This is a genomic window from Bradyrhizobium sp. USDA 4341 (assembly GCF_054063755.1).
Window position 1 is genome coordinate 1,968,525 of the sequence record NZ_JBSSGO010000002.1, and the last position, 20,984, is coordinate 1,989,508.

At 64.5% G+C, this 20,984-nt stretch carries 18 protein-coding genes and 1 pseudogene; 2 read left to right on the top strand and 17 right to left on the bottom strand.

Going from position 1 to position 20,984, the window contains the following annotated elements:
* The first annotated feature begins 60 nt into the window (after positions 1-60).
* Positions 61-471: a hypothetical protein gene (locus ACVIGB_RS15340; protein ID WP_456721994.1), complete on the top strand. Its 411-nt coding sequence runs from the start codon at positions 61-63 to the stop codon at positions 469-471.
* Here ACVIGB_RS15340 and ACVIGB_RS15345 read toward each other — a convergent pair.
* From ACVIGB_RS15345 to ACVIGB_RS15375, 7 genes are all read right to left on the bottom strand, one after another.
* A complete protein-coding gene (locus tag ACVIGB_RS15345; RefSeq protein WP_456721993.1) occupies positions 438-1,370 on the bottom strand; it encodes an NAD-dependent epimerase/dehydratase family protein in 933 nt (310 codons plus the stop codon). The genes ACVIGB_RS15340 and ACVIGB_RS15345 overlap by 34 nt on opposite strands.
* Positions 1,371-1,373: 3 nt before the next feature.
* Positions 1,374-2,225, bottom strand: a complete 852-nt coding sequence (locus tag ACVIGB_RS15350) for a class I SAM-dependent methyltransferase (protein WP_456721992.1) — start codon at positions 2,223-2,225, stop codon at positions 1,374-1,376.
* The gene (locus tag ACVIGB_RS15355; RefSeq protein ID WP_456721991.1) at positions 2,215-2,784 is read right to left on the bottom strand and encodes an acyltransferase; all 570 of its coding nucleotides are present in this window, start codon (positions 2,782-2,784) and stop codon (positions 2,215-2,217) included. Before ACVIGB_RS15355 ends, ACVIGB_RS15350 begins: the two co-directional genes overlap by 11 nt.
* The gene (locus ACVIGB_RS15360; protein ID WP_456721990.1) at positions 2,781-3,620 is read right to left on the bottom strand and encodes a methyltransferase domain-containing protein; all 840 of its coding nucleotides are present in this window, start codon (positions 3,618-3,620) and stop codon (positions 2,781-2,783) included. Before ACVIGB_RS15360 ends, ACVIGB_RS15355 begins: the two co-directional genes overlap by 4 nt.
* A 146-nt stretch (positions 3,621-3,766) precedes the next feature.
* Positions 3,767-4,864, bottom strand: coding sequence for a glycosyltransferase family protein (locus ACVIGB_RS15365; protein WP_456721989.1), 1,098 nt, complete (start codon positions 4,862-4,864; stop codon positions 3,767-3,769).
* A gap of 3 nt (positions 4,865-4,867) precedes the next feature.
* Positions 4,868-6,706 carry an asparagine synthase (glutamine-hydrolyzing) gene (asnB, locus tag ACVIGB_RS15370; RefSeq protein ID WP_456721988.1) on the bottom strand — a complete coding sequence of 613 codons (1,839 nt, stop codon included), beginning with the start codon at positions 6,704-6,706 and terminating at the stop codon, positions 4,868-4,870.
* Positions 6,707-6,708: 2 nt separating this feature from the next.
* Complete coding sequence (locus tag ACVIGB_RS15375) at positions 6,709-8,262, bottom strand: lipopolysaccharide biosynthesis protein (protein WP_456721987.1); 1,554 nt, start codon at positions 8,260-8,262, stop codon at positions 6,709-6,711.
* A 305-nt stretch (positions 8,263-8,567) separates the two neighbouring features.
* Here ACVIGB_RS15375 and ACVIGB_RS15380 point away from each other — a divergent pair, with 305 nt between their 5' ends.
* Positions 8,568-9,761: a CaiB/BaiF CoA transferase family protein gene (locus ACVIGB_RS15380; RefSeq protein WP_456721986.1), complete on the top strand. Its 1,194-nt coding sequence runs from the start codon at positions 8,568-8,570 to the stop codon at positions 9,759-9,761.
* 4 nt (positions 9,762-9,765) lie between these two features.
* On the opposite strand, the pseudogene ACVIGB_RS15385 reads toward ACVIGB_RS15380, so the two are convergent.
* From ACVIGB_RS15385 to ACVIGB_RS15430, 10 genes and pseudogenes are all read right to left on the bottom strand, one after another.
* Positions 9,766-11,278 (bottom strand): annotated as a pseudogene (locus ACVIGB_RS15385) (tripartite tricarboxylate transporter permease).
* Positions 11,279-11,301: 23 nt separating this feature from the next.
* Positions 11,302-11,844, bottom strand: coding sequence for a tripartite tricarboxylate transporter TctB family protein (locus ACVIGB_RS15390; protein ID WP_456721984.1), 543 nt, complete (start codon positions 11,842-11,844; stop codon positions 11,302-11,304).
* A gap of 76 nt (positions 11,845-11,920) precedes the next feature.
* A complete protein-coding gene (mtnA, locus tag ACVIGB_RS15395; RefSeq protein ID WP_456721983.1) occupies positions 11,921-13,021 on the bottom strand; it encodes an S-methyl-5-thioribose-1-phosphate isomerase in 1,101 nt (366 codons plus the stop codon).
* On the bottom strand, positions 13,018-13,893 hold the full coding sequence (locus tag ACVIGB_RS15400; RefSeq protein WP_456721982.1) for an S-methyl-5'-thioadenosine phosphorylase: 876 nt from the start codon (positions 13,891-13,893) through the stop codon (positions 13,018-13,020). The genes mtnA and ACVIGB_RS15400 overlap by 4 nt, the downstream gene beginning before the upstream one ends.
* Before the next feature lie 108 nt (positions 13,894-14,001).
* A complete protein-coding gene (locus ACVIGB_RS15405; protein ID WP_456725168.1) occupies positions 14,002-14,979 on the bottom strand; it encodes a tripartite tricarboxylate transporter substrate binding protein in 978 nt (325 codons plus the stop codon).
* Between the two features lie 539 nt (positions 14,980-15,518).
* Positions 15,519-16,316: an enoyl-CoA hydratase/isomerase family protein gene (locus tag ACVIGB_RS15410; protein WP_456721981.1), complete on the bottom strand. Its 798-nt coding sequence runs from the start codon at positions 16,314-16,316 to the stop codon at positions 15,519-15,521.
* A 46-nt stretch (positions 16,317-16,362) separates the two neighbouring features.
* On the bottom strand, positions 16,363-17,559 hold the full coding sequence (locus tag ACVIGB_RS15415) for a pyridoxal-phosphate-dependent aminotransferase family protein (protein ID WP_456721980.1): 1,197 nt from the start codon (positions 17,557-17,559) through the stop codon (positions 16,363-16,365).
* 276 nt (positions 17,560-17,835) lie between these two features.
* Positions 17,836-18,231, bottom strand: a complete 396-nt coding sequence (locus ACVIGB_RS15420; protein ID WP_456725167.1) for a GFA family protein — start codon at positions 18,229-18,231, stop codon at positions 17,836-17,838.
* A gap of 129 nt (positions 18,232-18,360) precedes the next feature.
* Positions 18,361-19,644 (bottom strand): MFS transporter, encoded by a 1,284-nt coding sequence (locus ACVIGB_RS15425; RefSeq protein WP_176530080.1) that lies wholly within the window; start codon positions 19,642-19,644, stop codon positions 18,361-18,363.
* 67 nt (positions 19,645-19,711) lie between these two features.
* Positions 19,712-20,914, bottom strand: coding sequence for a pyridoxal-phosphate-dependent aminotransferase family protein (locus ACVIGB_RS15430; RefSeq protein ID WP_456721979.1), 1,203 nt, complete (start codon positions 20,912-20,914; stop codon positions 19,712-19,714).
* Between the last annotated feature and the right edge of the window lie 70 nt (positions 20,915-20,984).

Sequence of the window (20,984 nt, forward strand, 5' to 3'; positions counted from 1 at the left end):
AACGCGAAAGCCAATCTCGCGGCGCCAGCGTGCCGTCCGCGGAAACAGCTGAGGCAGAGAATGGTGCTGCAGATCCGGAATCCACGCCACTGCAGGGATCGCCAGCCGCCAACCGAAGAAGCGCGCGGATTCAACCACAACATCTACATGCGCGGAGCGAAACGCCGCCGCGGCGCCGCGGTCCAGACCAAGCGCGAGTGCCGCAGCGAGACCCGGCTGCCCGTCGAACACCTCCGATCGGACGATCTCGACGCCCGGTATCGCATCAAGCTCGTCGAGTTCACTCTCGTCGGCCCGCGTCCCGGCAAAGACGACCGGGGCGAACTCGCCAGGCAGAAACCGATCGAGCGCCGCGAACAGATTGCGCTGATAGTTGAACCCGCCGGCCCAAATCCGTCGCGAGATGTGATTGAACGCGAACCGCAATGGGCGGGACGTCACGAAGCCTGCCCCTTGAACCAGGCCACGTAATCGGCGAGGCCCTGATCGAGCGGAATGCGCCAATCGAAGCCGATCTGGCGCAGCATCGCAGCATCGGCCAACAGGCTCATGGGATCACCGGGGCGGCTTACACCCGAGTGCCGCACAACCGTGTTGCTCCCCCACTGTCCGATGAGACCGGCGGCGATGTCGGCAACGCTCGTCCCCCGGCCCGAACCACCATTGATGACCCGGAAGGCCTCCTGTGACGACGACGTTTCCGCGACGCTTGCAAGCAGCCTCGCGACATCGCGAACGTCGGTCCAGTCCCGTATCTCGTTGCCGGTCCCACCGAGCATGAGCACCTGCTCCTTGGCGTCGAGCCGCGAGCAGATATCCCAGAGCAATTGTTTGCGTAGGTTGGGCCCATACACAGAGAACAGCCGCACGACCGTGCAACGCAACCCGAACGACCGCGCGTAACTCGCGCACAATTGCTCCATCATCAGCTTATGCTGCCCATAGGGCGACATCGGAGTTACGATCGCGCTTTCAGCGATCGGGCCGAAATGATCGGCGCCATAGACGGCCGCACTCGACGCCGCGATCACCGCGCAGTCTGGCGCGGATCCGCGCAGCCATTCGAGCAGCCGCGCGGTGCTCGCGACAGTGCGCGAGAAATCCTCGAACGGCCGTTCGATAGAGACGCCGACGGACGATCCGCCAGCCAGATGAAAGACACGCGTCGGCAGCCCGTGCGCCGTCGCGAGCGCGTTGAGATTGGCCGCATCGATCTCGCCGTTGATCCAGCTCTGCAAGCCGAGCCGCCGGGCTTCCGTTGCGTCAAGCGCGCCGTGTCCGACGCCATGCACCGCATGGCCTGCCCCCGCCAACGCATGCGCCAGATGGCGGCCGATGAACCCATTCGCGCCTGTAACCCAGACGATCATCGCTTAAGCCTTGTGACAGACAAAGGAGTAGAGCCGGCCCGGTCGATGATCGAATCGTTCGGCCATCGACAGCAGCGAGCCGAACAGCCAATTTGAGGCAAGCGCAGTTCGCCATAGCGGAGCAACCGGAATCTTTTGCGACAACTTGGCCACGATCGCGGCTTTCAGGGTCTCCGACGTATAGGGAAACAGGTTGATCGGGCTTTGCAGCGGCGCCAGCGTGTCGACCGCGGAAAACCCGGCCTTGGTCAGCGCGCCGGTGTAGCGATCGAGCAGGAAGGCATGTTCGCCGCCGTAAAGATGATGCAGCGGATGCTGCGCCAGGAACTGCGGAAGGTCCGTCTCCTTGCTGATGACATGCTCGCGCGCCGCGATCAGCATGCCACCGGGCCGCAGTACGCGAAACATCTCCTGGCACGCCCCCTCGAGATCGCGCGTATGGTGCAGCACAGCGCGGGCGAAGACGAGATCGAACGTCGCATCGGCGAACGGCAGCCGCTCGGAAAACTCTTCGACCACCTGGATCGGCAGTTGCGTCTGTTGCGCCAGGCCGCGGATCGCCGCCCCTCCCACGATCGCGCTCGGGTCCGGTTCGAGCGCCGTGACAGCAAAGCCGGTTCGGGCGAGCGCGTAGCTCGCGATACCGCGACCGGCTCCAACGTCGAGCGCGGTACCTGACCGGCCGGCGAGCAGCGTGGCGACCGCTTGCCACTCGGAGCTCTGGAAATAGCGCTCGGCAGCACCAACCAGCGGATCGTCGTAGAAAGCGTCGAGCACAAGCTGGCGCTGCTCCGGCTGATTGCGCAGCCAGACCACCGCATCCTCCCAGGTGGTAAACTTGCGCTTACCGTTCATCGGGGCCAAGCTCCCTTACCAGCACGGCCGGATTGCCCGCCACGATCGAAAACGGCGCGACATCCCGGGTCACGACCGCGCCCGCCGCGACGATGGCGCCCTGCCCAACCGTCACACCGCGCAAGACCATTGCGCCCGCGCCGACCCAGGCGTCGTCGCAGAGCTTCACCGGGCTCTCGTCAAGCGAGATATCGTCCGGATGTCCGCGCGTGAAAATCTGCTGGACCTGCCGGTGCCGCTCCGTCGCCCGCAACGGATGCGTGAGATTGTCGAAAACATTTGCCGAATGCGAGATCAGAACGCGGTTGCCGATCTCGATCGAGGCCGCCGACCAGATCCGGGTGCCCTCGCCGACATAGCACCACTCGCCGATCTTGATCTCCCCACCATGCGCGAAGGTCAGGAGCTCGCCCAGGATGCGGCTATTGCGGCCGACGACGATCTTGTCGGAATCGCCACGGATGTTTCTGATCCTGGCATAGCGGCCGAGCGCAGCGTCTGGCTGCAAGCGGCACGTCGCGCGACCGACCAGACGTTGGATCAGATAATCGAGATTCATGCCGTCAACTGCAGGCACGCGACGGCGCGCGACGACGCCGCAAGGTCGTTGCCCTGCCCCTTGCCGGTGTGGATGTCGAAAACGGTGGCGTCGGCGAGCGCCTCGGCGCTCTGGCGCGACCAGCCTTGTCGCGAATAGCCGAAATAGTCGACATGGTGAGACACCGCGCCGAATGCCTCGATGATCCGCTCGATCATGGCAAGATCGAACACCTGATACCAACCGAGATTCTCGCGCTTGCCGAACGGCACGGAGATCAGGCAGGTCCCGCCGGGCTTGAGAATACGCTTGAACTCCTGCACCGCCGGCACAAAGCCGTCCCGATCGGTCTCCGCGTCGCGCGGATCGCCCGTGTACAGCATCTGATTATCGAGTCCGATGTGCTCGATCGTCGAAATGCTGGCGACGGTGTCGAAGACCTGATCGCCGAACATCGTCTTCCGGAGATCGCCGAACACATAGGAGTAGCCGTCATGCCAATAGCACCGCCGCTCGGGTGCCAGCGTCATGATGGTGAGATCCGCGCCGCGCAACGGCGGACGCTGCAGCAGGAAGTCGTGGTTGAAGGTCGATCCCGCGTCCAGCATCTTGCCGACGTTCTTCAATCGGCCATAGACCCAGGGATATTCCACCACGCGCTCGTCCATGGCGACACCGTAGCCCGGTGGAAGCTCCTTTCCCGCCTGAAGCAGGCCGGCGTCGATGGCTGCGGTGATCGTATCGCGCTTGACCGTCTGATAGCCCGGCCCGAACGGCCGCGGCCGCAACCTGAACAGCGGCACGGCAAGCCCGTCGGCCACCCATTTCAGTTGATGGATCAAGTCACTTGCAGACATCATCTCGGCCCGATCGCCCGCCCTCTGGCCGGCTCTGTGCACCGTCTAGAGCCTTTTCCGTCCCGATGGAATCGGAACGGGGCTCCAGACTGGTGTTTTGACGCGATTTCCTTGCGCGAACCGGCATCACTTCGCTCGAAAACGCTCTAGCACGGGTCAATCCGCGCGACGAGATCGGTAAACTGGGCCCATTGCGAGGCCTTGCTGTAGGTCTGCTGCACGCGGCTTCGGCCGGACGCGGCGATGGCGGCCCATTGCGGCCAATCCTGCAGGCTGCTCGAAATCGCCTCGGCTGCCCTTTCAGGAGCGTCGTAAGTGCGCATCGTGACACCCTCCTGCATCGCCTCCGGATAGTTGCCGGTATCCGACACGAGCAGCGACCCGCAGCCCATCGCCTCGAAGCAACGCATGTTGCCACGGTCGTTGCCGGCCATGTCGATTGCGCCGTTGAGCACGATCTTGGCGGACCCGAACAGCTCGTAGAGGTCCCTGCCGAACAGCGGCAGGCGCGCTATTCGCGCGATGACATCGGGCCTGCGGTGCTTTTGCAGCGGCAGCAACCGACCGACCGCGCTTTCGGCAAGCCGTGTCAGCCGCGACGCGTCGAGGCAGAACACGATCTTGCGTTCAGCGGCCAGAGCCGCGACCTGTTCGAGCGTCCTGCCCCGCGCACTGTGATGCCGCGAATATCCACCGACAAACGCGACATCGATCGGCCGTTCGCCGTGGCCGTACTGCTCCATGACAGGATCGATCGCGGGGAAGAACAGCTCCGCCCGGCAGCCCTTGCTGCGCCAGGCCTCGAGGATCGAGGGGAAGTTTCCAAGCACCGCGCCGTAGGCGGTCAGGTCGGCATTGCCGGAAGGCGCCGCGCGCCAGCACAATGTCTTCTTCACACAGCCCGGAAGCCTGGCGATGAACGCACTCGCATAACGCACCGGATCGAGATTGTAGAACACGTCGGTCCGGTGATGCTCGATCTGCGCGAGCAGAATGGCGTCGAGCGTTGGCGTCCCCTTCATGCCCTGCTCACGCGCCCACTGGCGCTGCAGCACTTCGTCGTCGCCATTGGTGAAGAAGGCTTCAGGCGCACCGTCGAGCACGGGCTCGAGAAAATGTGCCGCGCCGAAGCGATCGTGCAGGAACACGTCGCGACGTGCCACAAAGGTTGACGCTTTTGCCGCGAGCTGGTTCAGCCGCGGCAGATAAGACGGATAGAGACCGCTATTCTGGAATAGACGCATTGGTTATACGGACCTTGCCAACATCCATTTCATGTTCAGGTATGGCCAGATCCGGCCGACGGATTCCCAATCCCAGCTCTGCGATGCCGTCAAGTGGCCGACGGTCTTTCGAAGCGGCGCTTCGTCGACGAACTCGGCAAACGCCGGGACATTGCGATTGAGCAGCTCATTGGTCCAGCCCGCCAATGGCCCGTTCAGCCATTCCGGCATCGGCGAGTTGAAGCCGACCTTGCGGCGCGCGGTGCGGATACTCTCAGGCATCAGGTTTGCCATCGCCTGCCGCGCGACCACCTTGGTCATGCCGTCGGCCGACTTGCTCGTTTCCGGCAGCGCCATCGTGTAGGTCACCAGCCGCCAGTCCATGAACGGCATGCGCACCTCGATCCCGTGCGCCATCGAGAGCCGGTCGAAATTGCGCAGAATGGTCGGCAGAGTAGTCGAGTGGAACATGCGATAGAGACGCCGGTTCAGCGCGCCCCACGTGTTCGGCAACTCGTCATCCTCGGCGACCAGCGGCAGCGCTGCAGGCATCGCCGTCAAGCCTCCCCGCAGGAAATAATGCCCCTGGCGCCTGATCATCTGCGCCCGCAGGAAGTCGATGCCGCGCTGCGCCAGCTGCGATCGTGACGTGAGCGCGGCGGCAGCGTTCCGGATCCGGAATGCGGTCGACTGCCCCTCCTGCAGGTAGGCGCCCATCAATTCGTCAGCGCCGTGGCCGTCAAGCGACACGGTGACGTTCTGGCGCCGGAGTTCGCGATAGATCAGCCAAGGCGCGCTCGGCAGCCCGATATAGACATCGTCGTTGTCGTCAAGGATCCGATCGAGGTCGGTGAGCGCATCAGAGCGCCCGATCTCGAGAAAGCTCGGCGCCACATCGGCCCACGCGGCCGCTTCCTCCGCCATCGGCCGCTCGTCATTGCTGGCGCCGGGAAAGGTCGCGACAAAGGCGTGCCGCCAGGCGGTAGAGTCGCGCGGCCCCATGCCGGCCTTTTCATGGGTCGCCATCGCGCAGATCACCGCGGACGAGTCAAAGCCACCGGACAGGCACGTCCCGATCGGAACGTCGCTGCGCATGCGCAGGGCAACGGAATCCTGAAACAGGTCGCGAAACCGCTCGACGCGTTCGGATTCAGTATCAGGGATCGCGGGCAGATGATCCACGGTCCGCCACCAGCGGCGCACCTGCACGCGCCCCTGGCGCAACCACATGCAGTGGCCGCCCTGCAGGCGACGCAGTTGCGCGAACAGGGTGCGCTCGCTGCCTTCGATCCCGAACGGGTCAAGCAACAGCCGCCGCGCCACGTCGACATCGAGCGACGTCTCAACCAGCCCGCTCCGCGCCAGCGCCCGCTGCTCGGACGCGAACACGAACCGATCGGACGACAGCGCGTACAACAGCGGCTTGATGCCGAAGCGATCGCGGGCAAGGAACAGTTCGTCCGTCGTCGTATCGTAGATCGCCAGCGCCCACATGCCGTTGAAGCGCAGCAGCATGTCCTCGCCCCATGCCTGCCAGGCGGCGAGGATCACCTCGGTGTCGGACTGGCTGCGGAAGACCGCGCCCTTCGCCTCGAGCTCACGGCGCAATTCGAGGAAGTTGTAGATCTCGCCGTTGTAGACGATCACATGGCGGCCGTCGCCTGATGCCATCGGCTGATAGCCGCCCTCGCCGGGATCGATGATGGCGAGCCGGCGATGGCCGAAGGCGACGTTTCGCTTCGCGTTGAACCAGGTGCCCTCGCCGAACGGACCACGATGCGCAATCAGGCTGGTGAGCCGCGAGATGTCGGCTGGGTCCACGGGGCCGCCGCGCAGATTGACGATGCCTGCGATACCACACATGTCTAGGCGGCCTTGAAGGGCAAGAAGCGAGTGATGATGACGCGGAGATCCCGCCAGCAGACGGCGCGATAGGGACCAAGCTGCGACACGGCGACGGCGGCGACAAAGATCGCCGCCGCCGACACGCCGTAGAGCGACACCACATACCACCATGACGGCGCCTGGTCGAACGACACATGGCCAAGCTGCGCGCGCAGCACCAGCGCAACGGCGATGCCGGTGCCGAGCGGGATCAAGACGAAATGCAGCATCCGTGACCACATGGCCGAGAGCTTGAAGGTTCGCCGCAGCAGCAGCACCGTGACGACCATCTGGGCAACCATCCCGACGCAGGAGCTCCAGCCGGCTGCCTGCCAGCCGAAATACGGCAACGCAATGGCGCTGGTCGCCAGTGTGAAGACGCCGGTGACGAGCGAGATCAACGCGTTGAAGCTGGAACGTCCCTGCGACAGCAGATAGAACGCGAACACGTTGGCGCTCGACCCCAATATCCCGCTGATCGCAAGCATCACCAGCACCAGCTGCGCCTCGGCGGCGACCTCGGCGCCGGTCCATCGATACAGCAGCGCGCCTGCAACCGGGATCAGGCCGCCAAGCGCGCTCGCGGCAAGTACGTTGAGAATCCAGGAGGAGCGAAGCAGCAGGTCGACCTTGCGGTCGTCATCTTCCTTCTGCAGCGTGCTGAAGAACGGGAACAAGATCTCGCCGATCTTCAGCACACCGATGTAGACCGCCTCCTCCAGCCGCTGCGCGACACTGTAGAAGCCGACGAATTGCGGCTGCAGCAGCGCACCGAGCAGATAGCGGTCCGCCTGTCCGGCAAACAGCGCGCCGCTTTGCGCCGCGACCTGCCAGCCGCCAAGTTTCACGAGTGCGCGCAGCGCACTGCGATCGAGCGCGGGCCGTGCCAGCCAGTCGCTGATGGCGTGCCGCGACCAGGCGAAGGCCATCAGCAGATTCGTCGCGAAGCCCAAGGCCTGGCAGCCGAGGAAGGTCGAGGCGCGCGGGGCGTATGGGATCAGCAGCAACATCGACATCGTCGTCACCACCGTGCCGGTGATGCTGATCGACGCGATCCGCCGATAATCCTGGCGCGCCGTGAACAGCGAGAGGAAGACCGCAAACAGGCACTGGAACAGCCAGCCGGCACCGGCCAGCGCAAAGGCAAGCCCGAGGTCGTCGGACGCCGGACCACCCAGGTGAAATCCCAATCGCGCGAGCGGCGGTCCGGCAAGGATGAGCAATGCCGCGATCAGGCTGCCCACGGCGATCGCGAGCGCAAGGGCGGTCGCGAAGAAACGCCGCGCCTCGTCGCGATCGGACGGTTCCAGCCTTTGCGCGAGTTCGCGCGCCGTCGAGAGGCCAAGCGCATTGCTGAACATCAGCGCAGGCGCGACGCAGGCAGTCACCAAGCCCGCAACCCCGAACGCGGCAAGGCCGAGCCGGAAGATCACGAACGGCAGAATCGCGAGATTGAGCAGCACCGCGACCGCGAACGCCGTCGCGTTCCATGCCGAATTGCCGAGCAGATGGGATGGACCCTTTTTCACCGCCATGCCCGCTTTCGGTCCATCGCCTCGATGCGCCTCAAGTGCCTCTTCCATAAGGGCAAAAACTCACTCGGATGGCGACGGGCTAGCAGCCGGCGCAGTGATTGTCGAGGGTTGGCGGATGGCGGGGCCTGCAAGCAGGTGTGGGGAAACCTGAACGACAGCCGAGGCGGAGGCCGATCTGCACGGAACCATGCCTGTTTGTTTCCAGCCCGGTTTGTTGTCCGGGTAACAGTTGGAAAGGTCAGCCAAATTGTCTATGGCAGATAGGCAGTAGCCCCAGAGCGGCCCGCCAAACAAGAGGTGTCTCAATGCCCTTTCCCCGCGCATCCCAAGCCCTGTCCCGGTTCACCGTGCTGGATTTGACCCGGGTCCGGTCGGGGCCGACCTGCGTGCGTCAGCTCGCCGATTGGGGTGCCAACGTCATCAAGATCGACGCGCTGCTGGAGGACGGCGGCGGCGAGCAGCCGGGCGGTCCGCGCGGTGGATCGGACTTTCAGAACCTGCATCGCAACAAGCGTGCCATGACGCTGAACCTGAAGGATCCCAAGGGGCTCGAGGTGTTCAAGCGGCTGGCCGAGCAGGCCGACGTGATCGTCGAGAACTTTCGGCCGGACGTGAAAGGCAAGCTCGGCATCGACTATGAGAGCGTGCGCAAGATCAATCCGCGGATCGTCTATGGCAGCATCTCCGGCTTCGGCCAGGACGGCCCGTATCACAAGCGGCCGGGCTTCGATCAGATCGCGCAGGGCATGGGCGGCCTGATGTCGGTGACCGGCGCGCCCGGCGGCGGCCCGATGCGGGTCGGCATTCCCGTGGCCGACCTCACCGCGGGGCTGTTCTGCGCGATCGGCATCCTCACCGCGCTGCTGGAACGCGACGTGTCCGGCGAGGGCCAGTGGGTGCAGACTTCGCTGCTGCAGGCGCAGATCTTCATGCTGGATTTCCAGGCGGCACGCTGGCTGATGGAAAAGGAAGTCGCCAAGCAGGCCGGCAACAACCATCCGACCTCGATCCCGACCGGTGTGTTCAAGACCACCGACGGCTACATCAACATCGCCACGACAGGCGGGCGGATCTGGGAGCGCTGCGCACAGGCGATCGGCGCGCCCGATCTGGTCACCGACCCCGACTACGCGACCGCACCGGCGCGCTCGAAGAACCGCGACGCGCTGAATGCACGAATCAACGCGCTGACCGAGACAAAGTCGACCGAGACCTGGGTGCATGACCTGAACGCCGCCGGTGTGCCGTGCGGGCCGATCTACTCGATCGACCAGATGTTCGAGGACGCCCAGGTCAAGCATCTCGGCATGGCCCAGCACGTCCCCAATGACGAGAACCGGCACATCCAGCTGGTCAGCCAGCCTGTCACGCTGTCGCGAACGCCGAGCAAGATGGCGGCGCGCCCGCCGGAATTCGGCGAGCAGACCGACGAAGTGCTGACTGAGTTCGGCTTCGGCCAGGACGAGATCGCCGAGCTGCGCCAGCGCAAGGTCGTCTGACGCTTCACGCCTTTGCCGGCCGCACCAGACGCGCGACGCCGGCAAAGGCCCGATCGATCACCGGCCAGAACAACAGCACGATCGCCAGGCTCGTGATGGTGCCGACCAGGCCGTTCGACCAGAACACCTTCATGTCGCCGCCGGACCCGATCATCGAGAGCCGGAATGCGTCCTCGGCACGGCTGCCGAGCACCAGAGCGAGCGTGAACGGCGCAAGCGGGATCCCGATCTTCTTGAAGACGTAGCCAACGACGCCGAAGCCCAGCATCAGCCAGATATCGAACATCGCATTCTGGATCGCGTAGGCGCCGATCGCGCAGGACACCACGATCATGGGGGCCACGGCCGCGAACGGCACCCGCAGGATCGAGGCGAAGATCGGCACCGTGGTCAGCACCAGCACCAGGCCGACGACGTTGCCGAGATACATCGAGGCGATCAGGCCCCAGACGAAGTCCTTGTGCTCGACGAACAGCAGCGGCCCGGGGTTGAGGCCCCACACCATCAGGCCGCCAAGCAGGATCGCCGCGGTCCCCGAACCGGGAATGCCGAGCGCGAGCATCGGCAACAAGGCCGCGGTGCCCGATGCATGCGCGGCGGTCTCCGGCGCGAACACGCCCTCGATGCGGCCCTTGCCGAAACTTTCCGGATCCTTGGCGAAACGCTTTGCGAGGTTGTAGCCCATGAAGGACGCCGCGATCGCGCCGCCCCGGCGTGATCCCGAGCCAGCAGCCGATCACGGACGAGCGCAGCAACGTCACCCAGTATTTCGGCAGGTCCTTCCACACCGAGAGCACGACGCGCAGGCTGATGCTGGCGGCGTGTCCGCGCAACGCCAGGCGCTCCTCCATCGTGAGCAGGATCTCGCTGATGCCGAACAGGCCGATGACAGCGACGAGGAAGTTGATGCCGCGCAGCAGCTCGGCGGAGCCAAACGTCATGCGCAGCTGCCCGGACACCGTATCCATGCCGACGCCGGCAAGCAGCAGCCCGAGCGACATCGAGATCACGGTCTTGTGCTTGGCCTCGCGGCCGAGGCCGACGAAAGAGCAGAAGGTCAGGAGATAGACGGCGAAGAATTCCGGCGGGCCAAACTTCAGCGCGAACGACGAGATCATCGGCGCCAGGAAGGTGATCAGCAGCACCGCGACCAGCGAGCCGATGAAGGACGAGGTGAACGCGGCGGTCAGCGCTTCGGCCGCCCTGCCCTGCTGCGCCATCGGATAGCCGTCGAACGTGGTCGCGACCGACCAGGCTTCGCCGGGGATGTTGAACAGGATCGAGGTGATGGCGCCGCCGAACAGCGCACCCCAATAGATGCAGGACAGCATCACGATGGCGGATGTCGGATCCATCGTGAAGGTCAGCGGCAGCAGGATCGCGACGCCGTTGGGGCCGCCAAGTCCGGGCAGCACGCCGACGAAGATGCCGAGCACGAGGCCGACCATCATCAACAGCAGTGTCTTCCACGTCAACAGGACGGCAAAGCCATGCAGCAGGAGACCGAAGGCTTCCATGTTTCGAAATCCTGTCGGTTAGCTCAGTAACCGAAGGCCGCTTCGAGCGGCCCCTTCGGCATGATGACGTCGAATGCGATGTCGAAGGTCACGAACATCGCCGCGGTGAAGACGAAGGCGGTGAGCAGCGACTTCCACAGCGCGATCTTGCCGACGAGGCGCATGAAGCCCGCGATCAAGAGAAAGCTCGCGACATAGAGGCCGAGATATTGGGTGGCGAGGCAGAACAGGAAGGTCGGCACGAACACCGCCATCACCCGGCGAAACTGGGCCCGGGTGACAAAGGTCTCGGCAGCTTCCCGGCGCAAGACGAAGGCAGCGCCGAGGCCATAGAGGCTCGCGGCGCCGAGGATCACCGAGAGATAGAACGGAAAATAGCCCGGTTGCGGCCCGGTCGAATCCCACGACGCGCCGGTGCGCCAATTGTCCCAGCCGAGCACCAATGCGAGCGCAAGCAGCAGCAGCGAGACGACGACGTCGACGACGCCGGTGCTGACGACGGCGGGCGAGTTCTCTTCAGGCGCGGTCGGATCGTCGACGACGATCTCAAGTTCGGTATTGGACATGGACTGAACGGTCTGGGTTGCGAGGGCAACGATTGGGATAGCGCGCTGAACCAACCACCGTCAATGCAGCCTTCAGCTAACGCCCGGACCGTTCGGGAAATGCGCTCGCAAGCGCAGCACGATCCGCGCTGAGCACGCCGCGCTCGGTGATCAATCCCGTCACCAACCTCGCCGGCGTGACATCGAAGCCGAAATTGGCCACCGAAGAGCCGTCCGGAACCACGCGCACGGTTTCGATCCGTCCATCCGCCGTGCGCCCGGTGAGGTGCGTCACCTCGCTGGCCGCACGCTGCTCGATCGGAATCTGCCTGACGCCGTCGTCGATGCTAAAGTCGATGGTCGGCGATGGCAGTGCAACGTAGAACGGCACGTCGTTGTCATGCGCGGCGAGCGCTTTCAGATAGGTCCCGATCTTGTTGCAGACGTCGCCATTGGCGGCGACGCGGTCGGTCCCGACGATCGCAAGGTCGACCATGCGGTGCTGCATCAGATGGCCGCCGGTGTTGTCGGGGATCACGGTGTGCGGCACACCGTGATGACCGAGTTCCCACGCGGTGAGCGAAGCGCCCTGATTGCGCGGGCGCGTCTCGTCGACCCAGACATGGACCGCAATGCCGCGATCATGCGCCTGGTAGATCGGTGACGTCGCCGTTCCCCAGTCGACGGTTGCAAGCCAGCCGGCATTGCAATGCGTCAGAACGTTCACCGGCTCGCCCGGCTTCTTGGTCGCAGCGATTTTTTCGATCAGGCCGAGCCCGTGGCGGCCGATCTCGCGGTTGATCTCGACGTCCTCGTCGGCAATCTCGCGGGCGCGGACATAGGCCGCGTCCGCACGGGCTGAAGTTGCGAGCGGCGCGAGCGCGTGTTGCATCTCGTCGATCGCCCACTTCAGATTGATCGCGGTCGGCCGGGTCGCAGCCAACATCTTGCCGGCGCGGTCGAGCGCCGCATCGGAGGAATCGGCACGTATCGCGAGCGCCATGCCGTAGGCTGCGGTGGCGCCGATCAGCGGCGCGCCGCGCACCAGCATCGAGCTGATGGCCTCGCCGGCCTCATCCGCCGTCGTGATCTTCGCAACGATGAATTCATGCGGCAATCGTCGCTGATCGATCGCACCGACGGACCAGCCGTCGGGCTCCAGCCAGATACTGCGAAAATGTCGTCCGTCGACTTTCATGCGCGTAGCACCCGTCCGGCAACGGCATCGAGTTTGGCAAGCAGCTGCGGATCGCGGGCCGTGGGCGCCGTGATCAGCGCGGTGTCCAGCGCGCGATCCGAGCCGATCGGACACGGCTCGTGCTCGCGCGGGAAATCCCGCGCCAGACGCGCGACCAGCGCCTTGGCCTTCTCGGCGTTCGAATTCAGCACGCGGATGATATCCTGCACCGTCACGGCATCATGCGCCGGATGCCAGCAATCGAAATCGGTGACCATCGCCACGCTGGCGTAGCAGATCTCGGCCTCGCGGGCGAGCTTGGCTTCGGGCATGTTGGTCATGCCGATCACCGAATAGCCCTGCGCCTTGTAGGTCAGGCTTTCGGCGAGCGAGGAGAATTGCGGCCCCTCCATGCAGAGATAGGTGCCGCCGCGCGCGAACGCGATGCGCTCGGCCTCGGCAGCGGCGGCGAGATGCTTGACGAGCAGCGGCGACACCGGATGCGCCATCGACACATGCGCGACGCAGCCCTTGCCGAAGAACGAGCTCTCGCGCTTGTGGGTGCGATCGACGAACTGGTCGACCAGCACAAAGGTGCCCGGCGGCAGCTCTTCCTTGAAGGAGCCGCATGCGGACAGCGCGACCAGGTCGGTGACCCCGGCCCGCTTCAGCACGTCGATATTGGCGCGATAGTTGATGTCGGACGGCGACAGCGCGTGTCCCTGGCCGTGCCGCGGCAGGAACACGATCGGCAATCCGGCCATCTCGCCGCGGCGCAGCGGCGCGGATGGCTCGCCCCACGGGCTCGCGATGGTTTCATCCCGGACATTTTCCAGTCCCGGCAGATCGTAGATGCCGGATCCGCCGATGATCCCCAACACGGCTTTGGTCATGATCGCTCCACGGCTCGCCGGACGTTCGGCCATACTGCGGCGCAATAATCACTGCGCCGCTGCCGCTTGCAAGCCAATTCGGACCCGAAGGTAAGCAAACCGCGACCGCTATTTCGCGACGAAGCCCGCCGCGTTCATCAGCGAGGCATTGAGCTTGTCGTCATCCTCGAGGAACTCGACCATATCCTTGCCGGTGAGGAAGATCGGCTTCAAGGCCTGCTTCTCCATGTAGTCCTTGTATTCCGCCGTCTGCGTCACCTTCTGGAACAGATCGGCATAGAATGCCTGCTGCTCCTGCGTGACCTTGCCCGGCAGGAACATCGCGCGCAGCATCAGATACTGCACGTCCAGCCCCTCCTCCTTGCAGGTCGGGATATCGTTCCAGGATTGCGTGTCGGTGACCTTGGTCTTGTAGGCGATGCGCTCCTTGTCGAACACGCAGAGCGCACGAACCTGTCCGGCACGCCAGACTTCGAGGTTTTCGCTCGGATTGTTGACGTTGGACTCGGTGTGGCCGCCGACCAGCTGGGTCGCGGCCTCGCCGCCGGACTTGTAGGGCAGATAGGAGAATTTCGCGCCGGTCTTCTGCTCCATGAAGACGGTCAGCACATGGTCCTCACGCTTGGATCCCGTGCCGCCCATCTTGAACGGCGCGCTCGCGGCCTTCGCGGCCGCGATGAAATCCTTGACGGTCTTGGGGCCCGACGCATTGTCCCACAACACGAACTGGTCGAGCGCGATCACCGACACCGGCGTGAGGTCGCGCCAGTTGAACGGGATCTTGGCCGACAGCGGCAGCATGTAGATCAGCGAATAGGCGATCAGCACCTTGTTGGGATCGCCCTCGCTGGACTTCATGTACATCAGCGCTTCTGCACCCGACGCACCGCCCTTCAGCGACACCACCATCGGCTGCTTCATCAGATTGTTCTTCTGGATCGCCGCCTGCATCATCCGCGCCATCTGGTCGGAGGCGCCGCCGGCGCCCGCCGCAACCACGATCTCGACCGGCTTGCTCGGCTCCCAGCCGGCGAAGGCGGGCGCGCTCAGCAGCAAGGCCGCGATGGCTGCCGTGGTCTTCACAATCTGTCCCACGTGTTTCTTCCCTATCTATTTGTTCGGCTTCGCAAAACCGTCGAGGTGGCGGGTTGGTGTCATTGTGCCGAGAATGCAGGTGAGTTCAAGCCGCCGAACTGCCGCATGACCTATGACTTTGGAATGAGGTGGGCGACATGGTCCTCGTCACCTGAGTCTCGCAAGCACCGCACACACCATCGTCGTCCCGGCGAAGGCCGGGACCCATACGCTGCGGCAGAGGTTGTGAACGGGACTCGTCGTTCCAACATCGCGCAACAATCGGCATTTGTGGTTATGGGTCCCGGCCTTCGCCGGGACGACGCCGAGTATGCTGGACTGACTGTGAATCATACATCGACGTTGCGCACTCGTCAGTCGCGCAACCGGCGTGCACCGCATCTCACCGCAGCGGCCGTGACGATGCGCAGCGCCCCTCGATCGGTGAGACGCCTATTTCCATAGCGCTGAGTTGCACTTCTGATAAAGCGAAATACTTTTGCTGCGGGGGGCGTCGACCCGTCGGGCAACTCAGGGATTTGGCGCCGCCGCTATTTGCCCTTGAAGTTCGGCGTGCGCTTGTTGAGGAAGGCGTCCATGCCCTCGCGGAAATCCTCGCTCATATAGGCGCGCAGGATCAGGTCTTCGCCTTCGTCGCGCGACAGCGTGCGGCGGATGCGGCGCACCGCTTCCTTGGTCACTTCGAGCGTGATCGGCGCATGGCTCGCGACGAGCTGCGCCGTCTCGGTGGCACGGCGTTGCAAGGTCTCCACATCGGGGACGACTTCGTTCAGCAGCCCGAGCGCCAGCGCTTCGGGCGCCTCGACCAGGCGCGCCTTGAAGATCAGATCCTTGGTCCGTGCCGGGCCGATCAGCGAGACCAGCCGCGAGATGTTGGACATCGAGAGGCAGTTGCCGAGCGTGCGCGCGATCGGGAAGCCGATCCGGGTCGCCTCGGTGCCGATGCGGATGTCGCAGCATGCGGCGATGCCGGCGCCGCCGCCGGTGCACGCGCCGGCGATCGCCGCGATGACGGGCACGCGGCACTGTTCGAGCGTTCCCAGCACGCGGTCGATCCGCGCCTCGTAGTCCAGCGCATCCTGCGCGGTCTTGAATTCCCGGAACTGCGAGATGTCGGTGCCCGAGGCGAACGCCTTCTCGCCGGCACCGGTCAGGATCAGCGCCTTGATGGAGTGGTCCTGATTGATGTTCTCGCAGATCGAGGCCATCTGCTCATACATCGCAAAGGTCAGCGCGTTGCGGGCCTGCGGCCTGTTGAACGTGATGCGCGCGATCCCGTCCGCGACGGAGTAGATCAGGTCTTCGGTCGGTGCGACAGGCGCGTTCATGTCTCGCTCTTTCGGTTCTTTGCGATAAGATTTCAGGCCAGCCTACTCAAGCAACGGCTTTCGACACCTGCGATGGGTCGCGTCCCTTGAGGACCTCCATCGCCGCCAGCACACCGCCACTGCGATGCGGCACCTTGGCAAGATCAAGGCCCATCTCGACGCCGGACAGCGTGCCCATCAGCATCAGGTCGTTGAAGTGGCCGATGTGCCCGATCCGGAACACCTTGCCCTTGACCTTGTTGAGGCCGGTGCCGAGCGACATGTCGAAATTCTCGAGCACGACCTTGCGGAAGTGGTCGGCGTCGTGGCCGTCAGGCACGCGCACCGCCGTCAGCGCCGGCGAATGCGCGCCCTGTTCCTGACACTGCGTCTCCAGCCCCCAGACCTTGATGGCGGCACGCGTCGCCTCGCTGTGGCGCTTGTGGCGGGCGAACACGTTCTCGAGGCCCTCCTCCTCCAGCATCTTCACGGCCTCGCGCAGGCCGAACAGCAGGTTGGTGGCGGGCGTATACGGCCAGGTGCCGGCCTTGTTGATGTTGATGACCTCCTGCCAATCCCAATAGGAGCGCATCCCCGGATTGGCCTTGGCCACCGCCAGCGCCTTCTCCGACACGGCGTTGAAGCCCAGGCCGGGCGGCAGCATCAGCCCCTTCTGGGAGCCGGCGATCGAGACATCGATGCCCCAGGCATCGTGCTCATATTCGAGCGAGCCGAGGCCCGAGATGGTGTCGACCATCAAGAGCGCCGGATGCTTCAAAGTGTCGAGGATCTTGCGGACGTCGCGCGGATAGGTGACGCAGGCGGTCGAGGTCTCGTTATGGACCACGCAGACGGCCTTGATCTTGTGCGCCTTGTCGGCGGACAGCCTGGCCTCGATCTGTTCGAGGTCGGCGCCATGGCGCCAGTCGCCCGGAATGAAATCAACGTCGAGCTTGAACTTGTCGGCGATGCCGTGCCACAGCACGGCGAACTGGCCGGTCTCGCACATCAAGACCTCGTCGCCCGGCTGCAGCGTGTTGACGATCGCGGCCTCCCAGGCGCCGGTCCCCGACGAGGGGTAGATGATCACGGGCTGCTTGGTGCGGAACACACGCTGCATCGCAGAAAGCACGGCAAAGCCGATCTCGGCGAATTCGGCACCGCGATGGTCCATGGTCGGCATGTCCATCGCCCGCAGCACCCGGTCCGGCACGTTGGTCGGTCCCGGAATCTGCAGAAAATGCCTTCCAGTGTGCACGGTCATCGGCGTCCTTCCCGGTCTTGCTCAGTCTCTTCGCGAGCCGCTCGCATATCACTATCCGGAAATCGAAGCCAACCATATCAGCCCATAGCGGCCCACATGGCTTAGCTCTTCTTGAGATGGCTCAGTGAGTTGGCATCCGAGGCCATACCCGGCCGGACCGATCCGGCGCGACGCCGACTGGACGAATGCTGGACCACGCCTGTTGGAGCGGGACCCGCCCCAACCGTACCGGCCGCCCTGATGGGTACCGGCCCAAATCCCGGCGATCCCGACGACTCAACTCGGGAAGCGCTCGAAGGCCGGGAGATCGTGAAGGGACCCTACCCATCCGACGCGCTCGGCAGTCTGCACCTGAACCCGGGGCGAGATCGAATTGGGATCGTCGAGCGCAGCGATCCTGACCTGCATCATGCCCATCCGGTCGAGAATGCCATTGCTGAAGAACAGCCCCGCGCCGCACATCGGGCAGAACGAGCGCTGGCCGCTTTCTGAAGACGAATAGATCTTCGGCTTCCCCTGGATCAATACCGCGGCCTTCGGGACCATTGCCCACGCCAGCATCGGCGCTCCAGATTGCCTCCGACAATCGTGGCAATGGCAGACGGTACTGAAAGCCGCCTGATCGGGGACTTCGAACCTGATCTCACCGCAATGGCAGCCGCCGCTAAGCATACCCAAGCTCACTACTCCCAGCCTCTCTTCAAGACTGTATCCATGTCATCATTCTCGCCGGGTTTGTCCTCCGCCCGGCGGGGGGCAGTCATGCATATCCGGGAGCGCCATGCCGACACCTTCAGCCGCTCATTCGGCGGCCACCACCTTTCGCGGCGCGGCCAACTCGCCGGCCTCCTCGAACGGGCGCTCGGGGTGCATCAGGAACGCCGAGAAACCACCAAGCAGCAGCAGGCCCATCGACATCAGGAACGGCAGGTACCAGTTTCCGGTGGCGTCGATGACGAAACCGGCGACCAGCGGCGAGACGATTGCCGCGAACGCCGAGCCGCTATTCATGATCCCCGCGGCGGTGCCGGAATATTTCGCCGCGATGTCCATCGGGATCGACCACATCGGGCCGATCACGAGCTCGGCGCAGAAGAAGCCGGCCGACAGGCAGAGCGCGACCACCGTGATGTCGTGAACGAACAGGATCGGCATCAGCGAGAGCAGCGCGCCCGCGAATCCCACGATCGTCACGCTGAGCCGCGCCAGCCGCACATTGCCGGTGCGCTCGAGGATGCGGTCGGAGAGGACGCCGCCGATGCTGTCGCCGACGACGCCGGCAAAGAACACGCCGGATGCGAACAGGGCCGAGTTCTTCAGATCGAGGCTGTAGTTGTTCTTGAAGAACAGCGGCAGCCAGTTGAGGTAGAGCCACAGGCACCAGCCGTAGCAGAAATACGTCAGCGTCACCGGCCACATCCGCTGCAACAGCGGTCCCCACGGCACCTTAGGCCGCTCGCCCTGCGGGCGCGGCGGCAGCGTCGCAAGCTCGGCCTCCGTGATGGAACCGTGGTCCCTAGGCTCGTTGCGGAAGTACCAGATCCACGCAACACCCCAGATCAGACTGACGACGCCGAGCACGACGAATGCACCGCGCCATGTCAGCCAGAGGATCAGGAGCGCGACCACCGGCGGGGTCACCGCGTTGCCGAGCCGTGCAAACGCGTGTGTCAGACCTTGCGCGAAGCCGCGGCGGTTCGCGGGCGTCCAGTACTGCATGGCGCGCGTCGCGGTCGGGAACGTCGCCCCTTCGCCGAACCCGAGCGCGAAGCGCGCGATGAACAGCGCCGCGAGACCATGGACGAAGCCGGTCATGATGGTGGCCGCAGCCCAGATCATGCCGCACCAGAACAAGGTCTGGCGTGGCCCGAAGCGATCGCCGACCCAGCCGCCGATCACCTGGAACAGCAGATACGGATAGGCGAAGGCCGAGAACACCAGGCCGAGCTCGGTGTTGGACAGACCAAGCTCCTTCTGGATCTCGCTGGCCGCGGTGCCGATGTTGACGCGGTCGACGTAGGTGATGAAATACATCACGCAGAGCATGGCCAACACGACATGGGTGGCCTTGAACCGAAGCCTCATATCCCTCCCCTTCCCTGATCCGCGATTTTTCTGAGCCGTTGGCGTGCGGGATGCCGTTGGTCGGCGCTTATGTGCTGATCACCTTCAGGTGCGACGACGCGTTGCGTTGATCGCGCTGCTCGAGCAGCCGCATCGCTGCCTCGACGCCGCCCGAGCGGTGCGGCACGCCGGCAACCGACAGCCCCATCTCGACGCCGGTGAGCGCACCCAGCAGCGTCAGCTCGTTGCACTCGCCGAGATGACCGATGCGGAACACCTTGCCGGCGACCTTCGACAGGCCGGCACCGAGCGACATGTTGAAATTGTCGAGCACGGCCTTGCGGAACTGATCGGCATCATGGCCGGGCGGCATCATCACCGCGGTCAGCACCGGCGAGAACTCCGACGGCTCCTGGCAGAGATTCTCGAGCCCCCATTGATTGACGGCGGCACGCGTCGCAGCGGCGAGCCGCCGATGGCGGGCGAACACGTTGTCGAGCCCCTCCTCCAGCAGCATCGCGATCGCCTCGCGCAGCCCGTAGAGCAGGTTCGTCGCCGGCGTATAGGGGAAGAAGCCCTTGGCGTTCGGCTTCAGCATTTCCTCCCAATCGAAATAGGAGCGCGGCATCTTGTTGGTGCACGACGCGGCGCGGGCCTTGTCCGAAATGGCATTGAAGCCGAGGCCGGGCGGCAGCATGAAACCCTTCTGCGAGCAGCTGACGCTGACATCGACCTTCCACTCGTCGTGCCGGTAATCGACCGAGCCGAGCGAGGAAATAGTATCGACCATCAAGAGCGCCGGATGCGCGGTGCGGTCGATGGCGGCACGGATGTCGGCGATCCGGCTGGTCGCGCCGGTCGAGGTCTCGTTGTGGACGACCATCACCGCCTTGATGCTGTGCGCGGTGTCCTCGGCAAGCCTTGCTTCGATCAACGCAGGGTCGGCGCCGCGCCGCCAATCGCCGGCAACGAAGTCGACCTCGATGCCGAAACGGCCGGCCAGCTGCCGCCACAGGGTCGCGAAGTGGCCGGTCTCGACCATCAAAACCTTGTCGCCGGGCGACAGCGTGTTGACGATCGCAGCTTCCCAGGCGCCGGTGCCCGACGACGGGAAGATCACCACCGGGCCCGCGGTCTGGAAGATCTTGCCGCTTCCCTCGAGCACGGTGCGGCCAAGCTCGGCAAACTCCGCGCTCCGGTGATCGATGACCGGCATGTCCATCGCGCGAAGAATGCGATCCGGCACGGGGCTCGGCCCTGGAATCTGCAGAAAATGGCGTCCTTGATGCATGAGAACCTCCCAATTGCCGGATTTCGGCTCCTTGGCCAACTATTTTGCATTCATTTTTTGTATTTTCAAT

Excerpts from the sequence above, each read along its gene's own strand:
- ACVIGB_RS15355 (WP_456721991.1), bottom strand. The coding sequence starts at position 2,784 with ATGAATCTCGATTATCTGATCCAACGTCTGGTCGGTCGCGCGACGTGC.
- ACVIGB_RS15390 (WP_456721984.1), bottom strand. The coding sequence starts at position 11,844 with ATGTCCAATACCGAACTTGAGATCGTCGTCGACGATCCGACCGCGCCT.
- ACVIGB_RS15430 (WP_456721979.1), bottom strand. The coding sequence starts at position 20,914 with ATGCATCAAGGACGCCATTTTCTGCAGATTCCAGGGCCGAGCCCCGTG.
- ACVIGB_RS15360 (WP_456721990.1), bottom strand. The coding sequence starts at position 3,620 with ATGTCTGCAAGTGACTTGATCCATCAACTGAAATGGGTGGCCGACGGG.
- ACVIGB_RS15400 (WP_456721982.1), bottom strand. The coding sequence starts at position 13,893 with ATGACCAAAGCCGTGTTGGGGATCATCGGCGGATCCGGCATCTACGAT.
- ACVIGB_RS15420 (WP_456725167.1), bottom strand. The coding sequence starts at position 18,231 with ATGCTTAGCGGCGGCTGCCATTGCGGTGAGATCAGGTTCGAAGTCCCC.
- asnB (WP_456721988.1), bottom strand. The coding sequence starts at position 6,706 with ATGTGTGGTATCGCAGGCATCGTCAATCTGCGCGGCGGCCCCGTGGAC.
- ACVIGB_RS15425 (WP_176530080.1), bottom strand. The coding sequence starts at position 19,644 with ATGAGGCTTCGGTTCAAGGCCACCCATGTCGTGTTGGCCATGCTCTGC.
- ACVIGB_RS15415 (WP_456721980.1), bottom strand. The coding sequence starts at position 17,559 with ATGACCGTGCACACTGGAAGGCATTTTCTGCAGATTCCGGGACCGACC.
- ACVIGB_RS15375 (WP_456721987.1), bottom strand. The coding sequence starts at position 8,262 with ATGGCGGTGAAAAAGGGTCCATCCCATCTGCTCGGCAATTCGGCATGG.
- ACVIGB_RS15380 (WP_456721986.1), top strand. The coding sequence starts at position 8,568 with ATGCCCTTTCCCCGCGCATCCCAAGCCCTGTCCCGGTTCACCGTGCTG.
- ACVIGB_RS15340 (WP_456721994.1), top strand. The coding sequence starts at position 61 with ATGGTGCTGCAGATCCGGAATCCACGCCACTGCAGGGATCGCCAGCCG.
- ACVIGB_RS15350 (WP_456721992.1), bottom strand. The coding sequence starts at position 2,225 with ATGAACGGTAAGCGCAAGTTTACCACCTGGGAGGATGCGGTGGTCTGG.
- ACVIGB_RS15365 (WP_456721989.1), bottom strand. The coding sequence starts at position 4,864 with ATGCGTCTATTCCAGAATAGCGGTCTCTATCCGTCTTATCTGCCGCGG.
- ACVIGB_RS15410 (WP_456721981.1), bottom strand. The coding sequence starts at position 16,316 with ATGAACGCGCCTGTCGCACCGACCGAAGACCTGATCTACTCCGTCGCG.
- ACVIGB_RS15345 (WP_456721993.1), bottom strand. The coding sequence starts at position 1,370 with ATGATCGTCTGGGTTACAGGCGCGAATGGGTTCATCGGCCGCCATCTG.
- mtnA (WP_456721983.1), bottom strand. The coding sequence starts at position 13,021 with ATGAAAGTCGACGGACGACATTTTCGCAGTATCTGGCTGGAGCCCGAC.